The sequence below is a fragment of the Novosphingobium taihuense genome, assembly GCF_007830315.1.
GTDB classification, from domain to species: Bacteria; Pseudomonadota; Alphaproteobacteria; order Sphingomonadales; family Sphingomonadaceae; genus Novosphingobium; species Novosphingobium taihuense.
Window position 1 is genome coordinate 366,426 of the sequence record NZ_VLKJ01000003.1, and the last position, 15,082, is coordinate 381,507.

The 15,082-nt window shown below is 63.0% G+C and carries 12 protein-coding genes; 10 read left to right on the plus strand and 2 right to left on the minus strand.

The genetic code is table 11. From position 1 onward, the window contains the following. Nucleotides 1-45: 45 nt before the first annotated feature. Nucleotides 46-1,002, minus strand: coding sequence for a helix-turn-helix domain-containing protein (locus tag IQ25_RS08965; protein ID WP_144904894.1), 957 nt, complete (start codon nt 1,000-1,002; stop codon nt 46-48). 337 nt (nt 1,003-1,339) lie between these two features. Here IQ25_RS08965 and IQ25_RS08970 point away from each other — a divergent pair, with 337 nt between their 5' ends. The 10 genes from IQ25_RS08970 to IQ25_RS09015 all read left to right on the plus strand — a co-directional run bounded on the left by IQ25_RS08970 (nt 1,340) and on the right by IQ25_RS09015 (nt 12,614). Further along, nucleotides 1,340-3,859 (plus strand): TonB-dependent receptor, encoded by a 2,520-nt coding sequence (locus IQ25_RS08970; protein WP_144904896.1) that lies wholly within the window; start codon nt 1,340-1,342, stop codon nt 3,857-3,859. A 92-nt stretch (nt 3,860-3,951) separates the two neighbouring features. After that, on the plus strand, nt 3,952-5,169 hold the full coding sequence (locus IQ25_RS08975) for an acyl-CoA dehydrogenase family protein (protein ID WP_220094537.1): 1,218 nt from the start codon (nt 3,952-3,954) through the stop codon (nt 5,167-5,169). 25 nt (nt 5,170-5,194) lie between these two features. Continuing rightward, entirely contained in the window at nt 5,195-6,433 is a 1,239-nt protein-coding gene (locus tag IQ25_RS08980) for a thiolase family protein (protein ID WP_144904900.1), read from the plus strand. A gap of 5 nt (nt 6,434-6,438) precedes the next feature. Next, the gene (locus IQ25_RS08985) at nt 6,439-8,037 is read left to right on the plus strand and encodes an AMP-binding protein (RefSeq protein WP_144904902.1); all 1,599 of its coding nucleotides are present in this window, start codon (nt 6,439-6,441) and stop codon (nt 8,035-8,037) included. Continuing rightward, the gene (locus tag IQ25_RS08990) at nt 8,034-9,152 is read left to right on the plus strand and encodes a DUF5938 domain-containing protein (protein ID WP_144904904.1); all 1,119 of its coding nucleotides are present in this window, start codon (nt 8,034-8,036) and stop codon (nt 9,150-9,152) included. Before IQ25_RS08985 ends, IQ25_RS08990 begins: the two co-directional genes overlap by 4 nt. Then, nucleotides 9,149-9,583, plus strand: a complete 435-nt coding sequence (locus IQ25_RS21005; protein ID WP_158637713.1) for an SDR family NAD(P)-dependent oxidoreductase — start codon at nt 9,149-9,151, stop codon at nt 9,581-9,583. Before IQ25_RS08990 ends, IQ25_RS21005 begins: the two co-directional genes overlap by 4 nt. Before the next feature lie 33 nt (nt 9,584-9,616). Next, complete coding sequence (locus IQ25_RS09000; protein WP_220094538.1) at nt 9,617-10,348, plus strand: SDR family NAD(P)-dependent oxidoreductase; 732 nt, start codon at nt 9,617-9,619, stop codon at nt 10,346-10,348. Between the two features lie 19 nt (nt 10,349-10,367). Continuing rightward, nucleotides 10,368-10,736 (plus strand): EthD domain-containing protein, encoded by a 369-nt coding sequence (locus tag IQ25_RS09005; protein ID WP_158637714.1) that lies wholly within the window; start codon nt 10,368-10,370, stop codon nt 10,734-10,736. Then, the gene (locus IQ25_RS09010) at nt 10,736-11,530 is read left to right on the plus strand and encodes an SDR family NAD(P)-dependent oxidoreductase (protein ID WP_144904912.1); all 795 of its coding nucleotides are present in this window, start codon (nt 10,736-10,738) and stop codon (nt 11,528-11,530) included. Before IQ25_RS09005 ends, IQ25_RS09010 begins: the two co-directional genes overlap by 1 nt. A gap of 121 nt (nt 11,531-11,651) precedes the next feature. Beyond that, complete coding sequence (locus tag IQ25_RS09015) at nt 11,652-12,614, plus strand: bile acid:sodium symporter family protein (protein ID WP_144904914.1); 963 nt, start codon at nt 11,652-11,654, stop codon at nt 12,612-12,614. Between the two features lie 68 nt (nt 12,615-12,682). On the opposite strand, the gene katG is transcribed toward IQ25_RS09015, so the two are convergent. Next, entirely contained in the window at nt 12,683-14,902 is a 2,220-nt protein-coding gene (katG, locus tag IQ25_RS09020; RefSeq protein ID WP_144904916.1) for a catalase/peroxidase HPI, read from the minus strand. Between the last annotated feature and the right edge of the window lie 180 nt (nt 14,903-15,082).

Sequence of the window (15,082 nt, forward strand, 5' to 3'; positions counted from 1 at the left end):
CCCTGACCGTCCGAACCAATGCTCTCGCCTGGGCGAGCATGCCACTTATCTTGTGCGCAGGGTTGTTGGCGCAACATTGAACCGCGCCTTGAAGGCGCGGTTGAAACTGCTGATGTTGCCGAAGCCGTGATTGAAGGCGATCTCGCTGATCGAGAGATGGCGCTTCTCGTGATTCTCCAGATCGGCGCGACAGCGCTCCAGCCTGCGCATCCTTATCCATCTTGCAGTTGACACGCCTTCACGCTCGAAAAGCTTATTGACGTATCTTGGGCTCAGAGAGTGGGCCGCCGCTATGGTTTCGAGCGAGATCGTCTCGTCATCGAGATTTTCGTCGATATGCTGCTGGATGCGTCGCAACGTCGAATGCCGCCCGGTGGCTCTTGAAGGCGCCGCGGCAAACTCGCATGCGAGGCTCAGCCCCAGCAGATCAAGCAGGGAGTTGGCTATTCGGTTGGCGTCTGTAGTGCTGATGCGCGACGCCTCCTTGAGCGCAGAGCGCAGCATGACCGAGGCAAGATGGCCGATCCCGGCAGACCCGTTGATGCGCTGCGACATGATTTGCTCGGTCGAGGTCAAACGGCCTTCGATCCTGTAGCGCGGAACACGGACCCACAGCGCGTCGAAGCTACTCGGCACATCGATTTCATAGCTGCGGGTGCTGTCCAGAATCGCCAGATCGCCCCGTTCCAGAGCGGCGACATGGCCTGCCTGCGACAGGTTGGCCTTGCCCGCCAGGATGCAGCCGATAAAGAAGTTGTTGTGAGAGGATTCCTCGATCATCCGGGGCGAGCGGATGACCCGGTGCGGGCCGCCCTTGGTGATCGCGCGAATGAACCTGAGGTCGCCGAAGGGATAATCATACATCAGTCCGACCAGGCGTTGTGCAGGGTCGATCTGGGAAAATTCCAGTTCGACAAAGATCCGTGACAAGCCCTGTGCCCATTGAACGGCATTGCCCGCGATCCTGACCGGCTTGATCGATCTGTCCGACTTGTTTGGCATCGCGCCGCACCTCGTCCCCAGCCCATTTGCGGGAACAAGAATGATCAACAGCGTACTTTTTCGCAAGGCTACATTTATGCCCGCTTGAAGGCAGGCGCTATAAAAATAAGATATATCATATGGTTAGTTATAAATTATGGGGTGCTCCGAGCATCCATCTTCACCTGAAAAAGTCACAAAGCGCATAGTTGTTCCGTTTTTGCATAGCATTAGGGCCGAACCTGCCGAGACGCTGGCAGCGATTGAGAGGACTATCACTCTCGAAAGGCGGCACAGGGCCGTCCAGACGCAGCGACGCGGCCACAAGACCGCGCGGTGTGAGAGGGGAAGTCTGAAAATGCGCGATCTTCGCAACACCCGGAACCTATTTGCCGCGCTGCTTTGTGGCGCATCGGCCCTTGCATTCGCACCCGAAGCGGCGCTCGCCGCGGATGAACCGCAGGCGCAAGAGGCACAGGACAGCGGCGGGATCGGCGAGATCATCGTCACCGCGCAGAAGCGCGCAGAGAACGTGCAGGACGTTCCCATTTCGATCACCGCATTCACCGCTGACGCGCTACAGGCGCGTGGCATTTCCGACGTCACCGCAATGGGCAACCTTGCCCCGAACGTGACGCTCGATGCCGGAACGCCGTTTTCCGGCTCGTCCTCGGTGCTCTCGGCGTTCATTCGCGGCATCGGCCAGAACGATTTCGCATTCAACCTCGACCCCGGCGTCGGCGTCTACCTTGACGGCGTCTATCTCGCCCGTTCCGTCGGCGCTAACCAGGACCTGCTCGACATCGAGCGCGTGGAAATCCTCAAGGGCCCGCAGGGAGATCTGTTCGGCCGCAACACCATTGGCGGTGCGATTTCGATCGTCACGCGCCGTCCGGCCAAGGAGTTTGGCGGACGTCTTGAGGTTACGGCAGGCCGCTTCGGACGTATCGACACCAAGGGCACGGTCAATGTGCCGATCAGTAACAAACTGTTCAGCGCGTTCAGCTTCTCGACCAAGAAGAATGACGGCTACCAGCGTCAGATTGCGTTCCCCGGTTTTGCTTCGGGCGTGATTGCCGACAACTTCAACTACTTCGGCAACAAGCGTCCAGACCGTTTCGGTGGTGAGGACCAATACAGCATTCGCGGCAAGCTGTTGTGGGAGGCCACGCCCGATGTGACCGTCACACTTGCGGGCGACTACCTGCATCAGGACAACAACGGCGTCGCATCGACCGTCATCAAGACCCACACCAATCCTGCCGATCCGAGCAACGTCTTCGGCCCGCTTTATAACGGCTGCATTGCCGGCGCTCTGCCGCCTTTTGCAATGGCCGGGATCTGCAACAACATTGTCCAGGGCACTAATCTGGGGGGCTTGGTCGCCACCAGCCCGACGCTGTTCTACGGTGACCAGTTCCTGACCAGGGACATCGACGACAGCTACGCTACGGGCAACAACTTCTCGCGCCTGCGCAGCTATGGCGGATCGCTGACGTTCGAATGGGATCTGGGCGCTGCGCAGCTGAAATCGGTGACGGGCTACCGGGAATTGCACTGGCAATCAGCGCAGGACGAGGATGGTTCGCCGCTGCCGATCCTGCAAACCTCGTTCGACATGAACCAGAAGCAGTTCAGCGAGGAATTGCAGCTGACCGGCGCGGCGATGGATGACAAGCTTACCTATGTCCTCGGAGCCTACTATTTCGACGAAAGCGGCAACCTGCACGATCTCGTCACCTTCCCGGGCGGGCTGCTGCAGATCGACGGCCAGAACTATCTCGGCACCAAGAACTATGCCGGATATGCGCACCTCAACTACAAGTTCAACGACCAGTTCAGCATCACGCTGGGCGGCCGCTACACGCACGAGAAGAAGACCTTTACCGGGCTGCAGTCCGACCCGAACGGCATCTTCTACAAGCTGAACGGCTATTACACGGTCGATGAAGCGGCGCGGCAATCGCTGTGCAACAATGGCGCAGCCGTGCCTTCGCTTCAGGGGATTCCGCCAGGCCTGTTCTGCTATCCCAGCGGCACCAACATCACGCAGGTCTATCCGGTCGCGCCTGCTGGCGGATTTAAGCAGAGCTTCAACAACTTCTCGCCCAAGATCGGGCTTGAACTCAAGGTCACGCCCGACGTGATGATCTATGCCTCGTTCGCCAAAGGCTACAAGACCGGTGGCTGGACCACGCGCCTGACCACACCGCAGCCGGTTGGCACGCCTGCGCCAACGTTCGGCCCGGAAAAGGCGACGACCTGGGAAATGGGCGTGAAGTCGGAGTTTGCCGATCGCAAAGCTCAGCTCAATGTCTCTGGCTTCTATACCAAGTACAAGGGCATCCAGCTCAATTTCCAGATCGGGACATCGCCTACCCTGCAGAACGCCGGCGAGGCCGAGATCTACGGGTTCGAGGCGGAGTTCCAGGCGCGGCCAGTCGCTGATCTCACGTTCTCGGCGGGCATCGGCTATACTCATGCAAAGTACACTTCGCTTTCGCCGTTCGTGACCGGGGTGACGCTGAATTCACGCCTGCCCAAGACGCCGGAATGGAAGCTGACGTTCAATCCGCAGTATCGCATCGGGCTCGGCGATCATGGCGACCTCATGGTTTCGGCGGACTACACGCACACCAGCTCGCTGTTCAACGACACCGAGAACACCCTGCTGCTCAAACGTCCGGCGACCGATGTTGCCAATGCATCGATCACGTACCGCGCGCCTGACAAGAACTGGGAACTGGCAGCCGGCGTCACCAACCTGACCGACGAGCGCTACCTTACGACCGGACAGAACCAAGTTGCGGGCGGGGTCACTTACGGCACCTACAGCCGCCCGCGCGAATGGTCGGTCACCGGCCGCGTGAATTTCTGAGCGGGGCACAGGAAATGGCCACCATGCAAGACGTAGAAGCTCCTCTGGCAGGCCCGCTTTCCTGGCCGTCACAGCCAAGGGTCAAATTGGGCATGACCGGGGCCGAGCCGCCCCTGTCAGACACCGAGACCGCATTCCAGGACATGGCGCACGCCTTCGCCCGCGATGTGATGCGCCCGGTCGGGGAGAAGCTCGACCGGATGACCCAGGACGAAATCCTGAAGAAGGATTCGATCTACTACACCGAGTTCCGACCCAAGTATCTCGCGCTGGAGATCAATCCGGTCACGCTCGGCGAACTGCCGCCGGCGGAACTGGGCAAGGTCCTGCCGATCATCATGGAAGAGTTCGGCTGGGGCGATGGCGGACTGTCGGTGACGATCGGCGCCTGCCAGTTGCCGCCGCTGCTGGCGCTGATGTTCGGCAAGCAGCACTTGCTGCAACGCTTCCCGGTGGACCTGATTGGCTGCTGGGCCATCACCGAGCCCGACCATGGTTCGGATTCACTCGATCCTTCGAAGCAGATCTTCCACCCGCAGGGCAAATACGGCCGGCCTAACTGCGTCGCCAGGATCGACGGGAACAAGGTGATCCTCAACGGGCAGAAGTCCGCCTGGGTTTCCAACGGCCCGATTGCCGATGTCTGCGTGCTCTATTCGGCGGCAGATCGCGGCAATGGACCCGATCCCGAGAACGGCGTCGTCATGCTGGTGCCAATGAATGCCAAGGGCGTCAGCCGGGGCAAGTTCATCGACAAGCTCGGCCAGCGACCGCTTCCGCAGGGCGAGATATTCTTCGATAACGTGGAACTGTCTGCAGACCACATCATCGCGGGCCCTGAAGAGTTCCAGCGGGCCGTCTATGCCATTCATTGTGAAGCCAACGGCCAGATGGGCGCGATCTGGACGGGCTCTGCCCGCGCTTCGTTCGAGATAGCATGGAAATACGCGCATGAGCGCAAACAGGGCGGCGTGCCGATCTATCGCCATCAGTCCGTGGCGAAGAGCCTGTTCCACATGTACCGCAAGGTCGAAGCTTCGCGTGCGCTGGTTCGGCGGGTAGCGCTCTACAACATGACATCGCCCATGCCGTCGCTGCAATCAGCGATGGCGACCAAGGTGACCGCAACCCAGACCGCTTTCGAAGTGGCGTCCGATGCACTGCAGATGCTCGGCGGCAACGGCAACACGCGCGAATATCCCATCGAGAAGATCCTGCGCGATGCCCGCGCCTCGATGATCGAGGACGGCTGCAACGAAATCCTGTCGATCAAGGGCGGGTATCAGATGATGGACCCCGACCTGCTTTGAAGCCTCCTATCGCGGAGTAATTCCGATGAAGACCAATGCCATCATTGCCGGAGGCGGGATGACCGCTTTCGGCAAGTTCCCCGCGCGCACCCTGAAGGACCTTGCGGGCGAGGCCATCAAAGCCGCACTTGCCGATGCCGGCCTCGAAACCGCAGACATCGAAGCAGCATACATGGGCAACGCTGCTGCCGGGACGATCACCGGACAGGTCTGCGTGCCCGGAGAAGTCGTGCTGCGGTCTCTCGGTATCGGCGGCATCCCGGTGATCAACGTCGAGAACGCGTGCGCAACGGCTTCCACCGCGCTTAACCAGGCCGCTGCGATGGTTACTGCAGGCCTTTATGACGTGGTGCTGGCGGTGGGCTATGAGAAGCTGGTCCACGAGGACAAGGCCCGCACGTTCTCAGTGTTCTCGGGCGCTGTCGATGTGACCGACATGGACGGTCTTGCAGCGCTGGTCGACGGCAAGATGAAAGCGGTGGGCCTGGAGGGCGATATCGCCGGTGCCGCTTCGCGTTCGCTGTTCATGGACATCTACGCGACCGAAGCGGTTGCACACATGAAGGCCTATGGCACGACGCGCGAACAGCTTGCCGCCGTACCTGCGAAGAACTCGCGCCACGGCGCGCACAATCCGCGCGCACAATTCCGCGATGTGACAACGGTCGAAGAGGTTCTAGCGGCCCGTGAGATCGTCTGGCCGCTGACCTTGCCGATGTGTTCGCCAATCGGTGACGGCGCCGCGGCCGTTCTGCTCGTGAGCGAACGCAAGGCTCGCGAATTGGGGATCACCGACCCGGTCAGGATCACGGCCAGCGTGCTGGGCACAAGCTGGGACTATCCCGAAGGACGGGAGTCGCTGGTGTTCCACGAGCTGATCGGCCGGGCCTATGACGAAGCAGGGCTTGGCGCGGACGACATTGACGTCGTCGAACTGCACGACGCGTCGGCTTCGTCGGAAATCCTCCACACCGAGTACCTTGGGTTATGCCCGGTTGGCGAGGGTGGCCGCGTGATCGAAGCGGGGCTGACCGCGCTGGGCGGGGGAGGGCGCACGGTCGTCAACCCGTCGGGAGGCTTGCTGAGAAAAGGCCATCCCATCGGTGCGACCGGCATCGCGCAGATCGTAGAGCTTTACGAACAGCTGTCCGGGCGCTCGGGCGCCCGCCAGGTCGAAGGCGCGCGCGTTGGTCTGGCCGAGAACGGTGGTGGCTACATCAACGGTGACGTCGCGGCGCTGTGCGTCACCATTCTCGAGCGGTAAGTGCCATGTCCGAACCCAACCCGCTGATCATCGCAAACCTCGTGGCCGCACAGGCTGCGGCGCTGCCCGATCTCGACGTGCTCACCTTCGAAAGCGAGGGTGAAACCGAGACGCTCACCTTCCGCGAGCTATGGGAAAATGCGCAGCGCATCGCCGCAGGCCTCAAGGCGCTTGGCCTACGCAAGGGCGATCGCTTCGCCCTCCTGATCCAGAACCATCCCGAATTTGTTGAACTCATGGTCGCCTCGGCCATCCTTGGCACCGTGATCGTGCCGATCGACCCGCGCACGCGAGGGGCAAAACTGGCCTACATGCTGCGCGACAGTGACTCTCGCGGCGTGGTCTGCGCCGGCTACTCGGTCGATGGCCTGGTCGAGGCCTTGCCCGACTGCCCCGACATCGGCTGGGTCGCGCTGGTCGGCGAACTGGCAGACAACACGTTGCCGGTGCCTTGTCATGCCATCGGAAACTGGCTCGCGGCCCCGCTCCCAGATCCGTTGCTGGCGGTCGCCGTGCACTCGGAAGCCGAGCCGATGCAGCTCATGTATACCTCAGGCACGACCGGGGATCCCAAGGGTATCGTGGTGCCGCACGGGCGCTTTGGCGCGGTCTCTGGTCACGGCGAAGCGGTGTTCGGCTATCGTGCAGGCGACCGGCCGTACACCGGGCTGTCGTTGACCCACGGCAACGCCCAGTTCGTTACGCTGGCACCATCGCTCAAGATGGGGCTGCGCGCGGTGATCAGCCGCAAGTTCAGCAAATCGCGCCTGTGGGACATCGTCCGCCAGCACGGCTGCACGACGTTCTCGCTGCTCGGAGGAATGGTGACTGCCATTCATGCCGAACCGCGCAAGCACCATGATTCCGACAACCCGGTCCGGCTGGTAATCTCTGCCGGAATGCCCGCCGCACTGTGGGAAGAGTTCGCCGAGCGCTTCGGCGTGGACATCTTCGAATTCTATGGTGCCATGGAAGGCGGGATGTCGATCAACCGGCCCGGCGAAGGTCCGATCGGCAGTTGCGGCAAGCCCGCTCCCGGCCTGCTTGCCAGCATCATGGACGAAGCTGGCAACGAACTTCCCCATGGCGAAGTGGGCGAATTGTGCTTCCGTCTGGAGGGGGCGCCGTTCCCGCCTGTCACCTATCACAACAACCCCGCAGCATCGGCGAGAAAGGTCCGCGATGGCTGGCTGCTGTCGGGCGACATGGCCCGCATGGATGCAGATGGCTGGATCTTCTACGAATACCGCAAGGGTGGTGGAATCCGCCGCAATGGCGAGTTCGTGAATCCTGCCTTCATCGAGCGCGTGCTGGGCGAACACCCCGGCGTGGACGACATCTTCGTCTACGGCGTGCCGTCACGCGGCGGGGCACCGGGCGAGAAGGACGTGGTCGCAGCTATCGTGCCGACGGACTCCTATGCGCCTGCAAGCCTGTTCGCATGGGCCCGCGCCAAGCTCGAACGCAACATGGTGCCGACGTACCTGCAAGTGGTCAGCCAGATCCCCAAGACCGCCTCGGAAAAGCCGCAGGAACGCCACCTGCTCGAGGCTTTCTCTGCTGAAGGCGCAACAATCCATACCGAACAAGGAGAAGATGCATGAACGACATCGAAGTCGTCCTATATGGTGCCAGCGGCTATACGGGCGAGCATGTCATGTGGAAGCTGGCCGAGCTTGGCATCCCGTTCATCGCCGCAGGACGAAATGCAGCGCGCCTGAAAGCCCGGATTGACGCACAGCCCGAACTGAAGGGCGCGCGCTACGAGATCGTGGAGGTGGCGCACGATGAAGCGGCCTTGACCCAGTTGCTGCATGGCCGGAAAGTCGTCCACAACCTCGTTGGCCCTTACATGCAGTTTGGCGAGCCTGTCGTGCGCGCGGCGCTGGCAGCAGGGTGCCACTACCTTGACGCGACGGGCGAGCAGGACTGGAAGATCCACCTGCGCGACTCGTACGGCAAGGCCTTTGCCGACAAGGGGCTGGTGCTTGCGCCTGCAACATCGTCGATGTGGGTATCGGGTTTGCTGGCGGCGGAATCGGTGCTGGACAAGCCCGGTGTCGATAGCGTGGACATTCTCTACACGCTGCACGGTGTCCCGTCTGCCGCATCGACGCTCAGCTTCATGCGCATGTGCTGCCAACCGCAGCTGCGCCTTGTCGACAACGTCATGACGCCTTGGCCAGCCGGCGCACATTATCCAGTCAACGTGCCGGGGGTGCATCAGGTGTTGACTGCCCTGCCATGGAGCGGCGGCGGTGAATCGCTGTTCTACGAACACGACGACCGCGTCATAAATTGTTCGACGCTGGTCACGTTCCGCAATCAGGGCCTGATGGCGATGCTCGTGCCCAAAATGCAGGAGTTTGCCGAAAAGTACGCGCATCTTTCCGCCGAGGAGCAGGAAGCCGCCACCAATGCCTGGGCCATGGAAATCGCACCGCAAGGCGATATGCCGCGCGAGGACTACAGCCAGCACCGGGTGCTGTTCACCTGCCATGGTCGCGGCACGCTGGTGGCCCGTTCCACCGCGACGTGGGGAGTGACCGGTTATGTAATGACCGGCCTGATCGGCGTCACCACGATCGACACGCTGCTCAAGAACCGCCAGCGCGCAGTCGGCTTCCAGCCAGCGACGTCGGTCGTGGGGCCGAAAGTCATGCGCGCGGCGCTCGAAGACGGAGGCGTGTTCGGCCAGATGACGGCCATCATTCCGTGACCGGGCGCGTGCAGGCCAAGCGCGTGCTGGTCACTGGCGGGGCTACCGGGCTTGGCGCTGCCATCGCCCGGCGGCTTGCAGAAGAAGGCGCGGTCGTGCTGGTCGCTGACATTGCCGAAGTTGCCGGCGCGGCACTGGCCAGCGAGATCGGCGGGCATTTCTACCGGCTGGATGTCTCGTCCGAAGCCGGTTGGACTGCCGTCATTGCCGCGATTGCCCGTGATTTCGGCGGGCTTGATGCTCTGGTCAACAATGCCGGTATCGCCAGCAGCAAGGGCGGCGAGGATATCGAACGTATTGACCTTGCCGACTTGCACCGCATCTTCGCGGTCAATGTCGACGGTACCATTCTGGGATGCAAACACGCCATTCCGCTGATGGCGAAGAGCGGACCCGGCTCCATCGTCAACCTGTCGTCGATGGCGGAATGACCCTGACAAACTGAGGGCTCTGCAATGCGGTTCATGGGAAAGGTCATCGCGGTAACGGGGGGCGGATCTGGCCTTGGCGCGGCGATCGTCGCGCGGCTGGCGTCCGAAGGGGCGGAGGTTGGGGTCATCGACCTCGACCCACAGGCAGCTGCGCGCGTTGCCGGGCAGGTGCAAGGCGCCAAGGCCTTTGCGGCGGATGTATCGGACCCGGCGGCGATGCACAGGGCCATCGCGGATGTCGTCAGCTGGCGAGGCAAGCTTGATGGTGCAGTCAACAATGCGGGCGTGGGCGGACCATTCGTGCCGTCGGCCGACTATCCGCTCGACTGGTGGGACCGTACCATCGCGATCAACCTGTCGGGCGTGTTCTATTCGATGCGGGCAGAGCTTCCGCACCTGATCGCAAACGGCGGCGGGGCAATCGTCAACATGTCGTCGATCTGCGGCTTCATCGGTCAGGCGGGGACGGCGGCTTATGTGGCGGCCAAGCACGGCGTTGTCGGCCTGACAAAGACCGTTGCACTTGAATACGGCGCGCAAGGCGTGCGCTGCAACGCCGTGTGCCCGACCTATGTCCGCACGCCGCTGACGCTCGCTGAACTCAAAGACCAGGCGATCTGGGCAGATCTCGATGCACGCCATGCCACGGGGCACTGTGCCACGCCCGACGATGTCGCAGCGATGACTGCCTTCCTGCTTTCCGGCGATGCACGATCCGTCACGGGCTCTGCGCACCTCGTCGATGGCGGCATCACAGCTTCATAGAAACCGGGAGAGCCGTGCAATGATCACGATCCACTACTGCCTTCATCGCAAGCCCGGAATGAACCGCGAAGATTTTGCGGCCTACTGGCGCGGACCTCATGCTGAACTGGTGAAGTCGCTCGCCGATACGCTTCGGATCGTGCGCTACGTCCAGAACCACGGCGCACTGGCCGAGGTTGCAGCGCAGATGCAGGCAATGCGCAACACAGCCGAACCTTTCGACGGCGTGGCGGCGATCACCTTTGACACTCCCGAAGACCTCGTGCGCGGCAACACCGATCCTGCGGCTGCGCAAGCGCAGGCACGGCTGGCACAGGACGAGGCGCAGTTCATCGACATAGCGCGTTCCTCGATCGTCTTTACTACGCCGCTCACGGTTATCGGCTGATGGTGGAGGGACGCTTTGCGGGCAAGGTCGCCCTCATCACCGGTGGCGGCAGCGGCATTGGCGCGGCCTCCGCCAGACGGATTGCGGATGAAGGTGGCAAGGTCGTGGTGATGGGACGCCGCGAGGCACCGCTGCGCGCCGTTGCCGAGGTGTGTGGAGGTCATGCCGTAATCGGTGATACCGCCTCGCTCGACGATCTGGCACGCGCCGTCGCCGAAGCAGAAGAACGTTTCGGCGGTCTGGATGTGCTGGTCGCCAACGCCGGCATCGAACTGTTCGGATCGGTGGAAACTGTCTCTCTGGGAGACTGGCGCCGAGTATTCGAAGTCAATCTTGAAGGCGCGATGCTCGCCGCCCGGGCTTCGATCCCGGCGATGCGCAGGCGCGATGGCGGAGCAATTCTGCTGTTGGCATCCGTGGCGGCGCTTGCCGGTGCGCCCTCCTATGTGTCCTACCTGACCACTAAGGCAGGAATGCTCGGCCTCAATCGGTCAATCGCTCATGACTATGGCCCCGAAAACATCCGCTGCAACGCCCTTTGCCCCGGCTGGGTCAGAACCGAGATGGCAGAGCGTGCTATTGCGGATATTGCCGCCCTCAAAGGCATAAGCGCTGACGCCCTCGCCCGCGATATGGTCAAAGTCTATCCCTTGCGCCGGATGGCCGAACCGGCAGAGATCGCCGCCATCGTTGCCTTCCTGTGCTCAAGTGATGCAGCATTTGTAACCGGAGCCACATTGTCGGCAGACGGGGGCGGGGGAATTGTCGACGTTGGTACGCTGCAATTTGGGTAAAGGCGCGGATACAGGTAGTATTGGGAATCCTTGGGGGCAGGCTGCCTGAGACCCCGCCTTGACTAACGCGCCGATGCCGCCAAGAGGTCTGCACCTCAGATTGCCAAGGCAGCCCTGCTTCATGATCCGGCGCATCGCCTCTCTGCTCGATCCCTTCCTGATGGCGCTGATCGCCACCGTAGTGCTGGCGAGCCTGCTGCCTGCGCGGGGCGCCTTCGTGCCCATCGTCGGTGCGGCGGCGGATGCCGGGATCGTGCTGCTGTTCTTCCTCCACGGCGCCAAGCTTTCGCGCGAGGCGATCTGGGAGGGGGCGCGCAACTGGAAGCTGCATCTGGCTGTGCTGGCGGCAACCTTCGTGCTGTTCCCGCTGCTGGGCCTTGCCTGCGGCGCACTGCCCTTCCTGCCAGCGGAATTCGCGGCGGGCCTGCTTTTCCTGACCCTGCTGCCCTCGACCGTGCAGTCCTCAATCGCCTTCACCGCCATCGCACGCGGCAACGTTGCTGCTGCGGTCTGTGCGGCCTCGTTTTCGAATCTTGCCGGAATCTTCGTGACGCCCGCACTGGTCGCCTTGCTGCTGGGCGGGGCGACGGGCGGCTTCTCCTGGGCTTCGGCGCAAACCATCGTCCTGCAACTGCTCCTGCCGTTCATGGCCGGGCACCTGCTGCGCCCATGGATCGGAGGCTTTGTCACGCGCAACAAGGCGTGGCTCGGCAAGGTCGATCGCGGCTCGATCCTCCTCGTGGTCTATTCTGCGTTCGGTGCGGCCGTGGTCGAAGGGCTGTGGCAGCGGGTCCCGCCGCTCGGGCTTCTGGTGCTGGCGCTGGTCTGCCTGGCGCTGCTGGCCATCGTGCTCGGTGCAACCTGGTGGCTGGCGCGTGCCATGAAGCTCCCGCGCGAGGATGCCGTCGTCCTGCTTTTCTGCGGTTCCAAGAAGAGCCTCGCCTCGGGCGTGCCGATGGCGGGCGTGTTGTTTCCCGCGGCTTCAGTCGGGATCGTTCTGCTGCCGGTGATGATCTTCCACCAGCTCCAGCTCATCGCCTGCGCCCTGATCGCGCCAAGGCTGGGCCGCCAAGCCGAGTCATAGGAACGGCGGCGGAGCGCAAAGGCCCCGCCGCCGCACCGTCCGGAGGCACCGGATGGGGTTGTGACCGATCAGAAGCGGTCGGCGTTCATCACCTTGGTCCATGCTGCCACGAAGTCGGCCACGAACTTGTCCTTCGCATCGTCCGAGGCATAGACCTCGGCCACGGCGCGCAGTTCCGAGTTTGAGCCGAACACGAGGTCGACCGGGGTTGCCGTCCACTTCAGCGCCCCGCTCGCGCGGTCCTTGCCTTCATAGAGCCCGGGCGTTGCCGCCTTCGCCCACACCGTGTCCATCGACAGCAGGTTGACGAAGAAGTCGTTGCTCAGCGCGCCGGGACGGCTGGTGAGCACGCCCGCCTTCGATCCACCGGCATTGGCGCCCAGCGCGCGCATTCCGCCCAGCAGCACAGTGGTTTCCGGCACCGTCAGCCCCAGCATATCCGCCTTGTCGACCAGCGCCTCGGTCGGCCCATAGAACGATTCCGCCGCGTAGTAATTGCGGAAGGCATCGGCCTTGGGCTGGAGGTAGCCGAAGGATTCGACGTCGGTCTGCGCCTGCGTCGCATCGACCCGGCCCGGCGCGAACGGCACGCTCACGTCATGGCCTGCTGCCTTGGCCGCCTGCTCGATCGCGGCATTGCCGCCCAGCACGATCAGGTCGGCCAGGCTCACCTGCTTGCCGCCCTTGGTGCTCTTGTTGAAGCCAAGGCGGATTTCCTCGAGCTTGGCCGTCACCTTGGCCAGCTCTGCCGGATCGTTCACTGCCCAGTCCTTCTGCGGGGCAAGCCGCACGCGGGCACCGTTGGCACCGCCGCGCATGTCGGTCGCGCGGAAGGTCGAGGCCGAGGCCCATGCCGCCCGCACCAGCTCGCCCGTGGTCAGGCCCGATGACAGGATGCTGCCCTTGAGCGTGGCAATGTCAGCCGCATCGACTGGCGCATAGCTGGCCTTGGGCAGCGGGTCCTGCCAGGTCATGGTCACCTTCGGCGCATCCTTGCCGAGGTAGCGCGCCTGCGGGCCCATGTCGCGGTGGGTCAGCTTGAACCAGGCGCGGGCAAAGGCATCGCTGAAGGCCTGCGGATTCTTCTTCCAGCCCAGCGTGATCTTGCGGAAGCCCGGGTCCTCGCGCATCGCGATGTCGGTGGTGAACATGATGGGCGCGTGGCGCACGTCGGGCCGGTGCGCGTCGGGTACGAGGTTCGCCGCTGCCGGGTCCTTGGGAATCCACTGCGTCGCGCCCGCAGGGCTCTTGGTCTTGACCCACTCGAAGCCATAGAGGTTGTCGAGATACTGCGTGGTGAAGGCGATCGGATTGGCCGACCATGCGCCTTCCAGCCCGCTGGTCACGGTGTCCTCGGCGTTGCCCTTGCCGCATTTGTTGGCCCAGCCAAGGCCCTGCTGTTCGATCTTGCCCTGGCCCGGATCGTTGCCGACGCATTCCTCCGGCTTGTGCGCGCCATGCGCCTTGCCGAAGGTGTGGCCACCGGCGATCAGCGCGGCGGTTTCCTCGTCGCTCATCGCCATCGCGCCAAACGCGCGGCGGATGTCGGCGGCGGCGGCCAGCGGATCGGGCACGCCGTTCGGACCTTCGGGATTCACATAGATCAGGCCCATCTGCGTCGCGCCCAGCGGCCCCTTGAGGTTGCCCTTGCCATCGCGGCGCTTGTCGTCAAGCAGCTTGGTCTCCGGCCCCCAGAACACGAGATCCGGCTGCCAGGCATCGACGCGGCCCCCGGCAAAGCCCAACGTCTTGAAGCCCATGTCTTCCATCGCGACATTGCCGGTGAGGACCATCAGGTCGCCCCACGAAAGCTTGCGCCCGTACTTCTGCTTGATCGGCCAGACGAGGCGGCGGGCCTTGTCGAGGTTGACGTTGTCGGGCCAGGAATTGAGTGGCTCGAAGCGCAACTCGCCGCCGTCCGAACCGCCGCGCCCGTCACCTGTGCGATAGGTGCCGGCGCTGTGCCAGGCCATGCGGATGAAGAACGGGCCGTAGTGGCCATAGTCCGCCGGCCACCACGGCTGCCGCGTGGTCAGCACCTTGCGGATATCCGCCTTCACCGCATCGAGATCGAGCGAGGCGAACTCGCGCGCATAGTCGAAGTCCGGACCATAGGGATTGGCCTTGGTCGCCTCGTTCTGGCGCAGCGCGGTCAGGTCGAGCGTCTTGGGGTACCATTCCTTCGCGGCGGGCTCGCTCGTCGGCGTAACGGTTTCGGCAAGAGCTGTGCTGCCGAGCGGCAAGGCGGCCGCGAGCACGGCGGCCAGCGCGATCCTGCTGATCTGCATGAGTTTCTTTCCTCCTGTTGCTCCGCACGATAGCGGGCTGACAATCGGATAAATCGCTTAATGATCGCAGACCAACGGGTTAGTCCTATCACAGTGATCGGTTGGGCCGTTCATCCGGCAGCAATCCGGCAATAAACCCGATTGCGGCCGGAGGGGGTCTAACTTTTTCGCAGCAGCTTG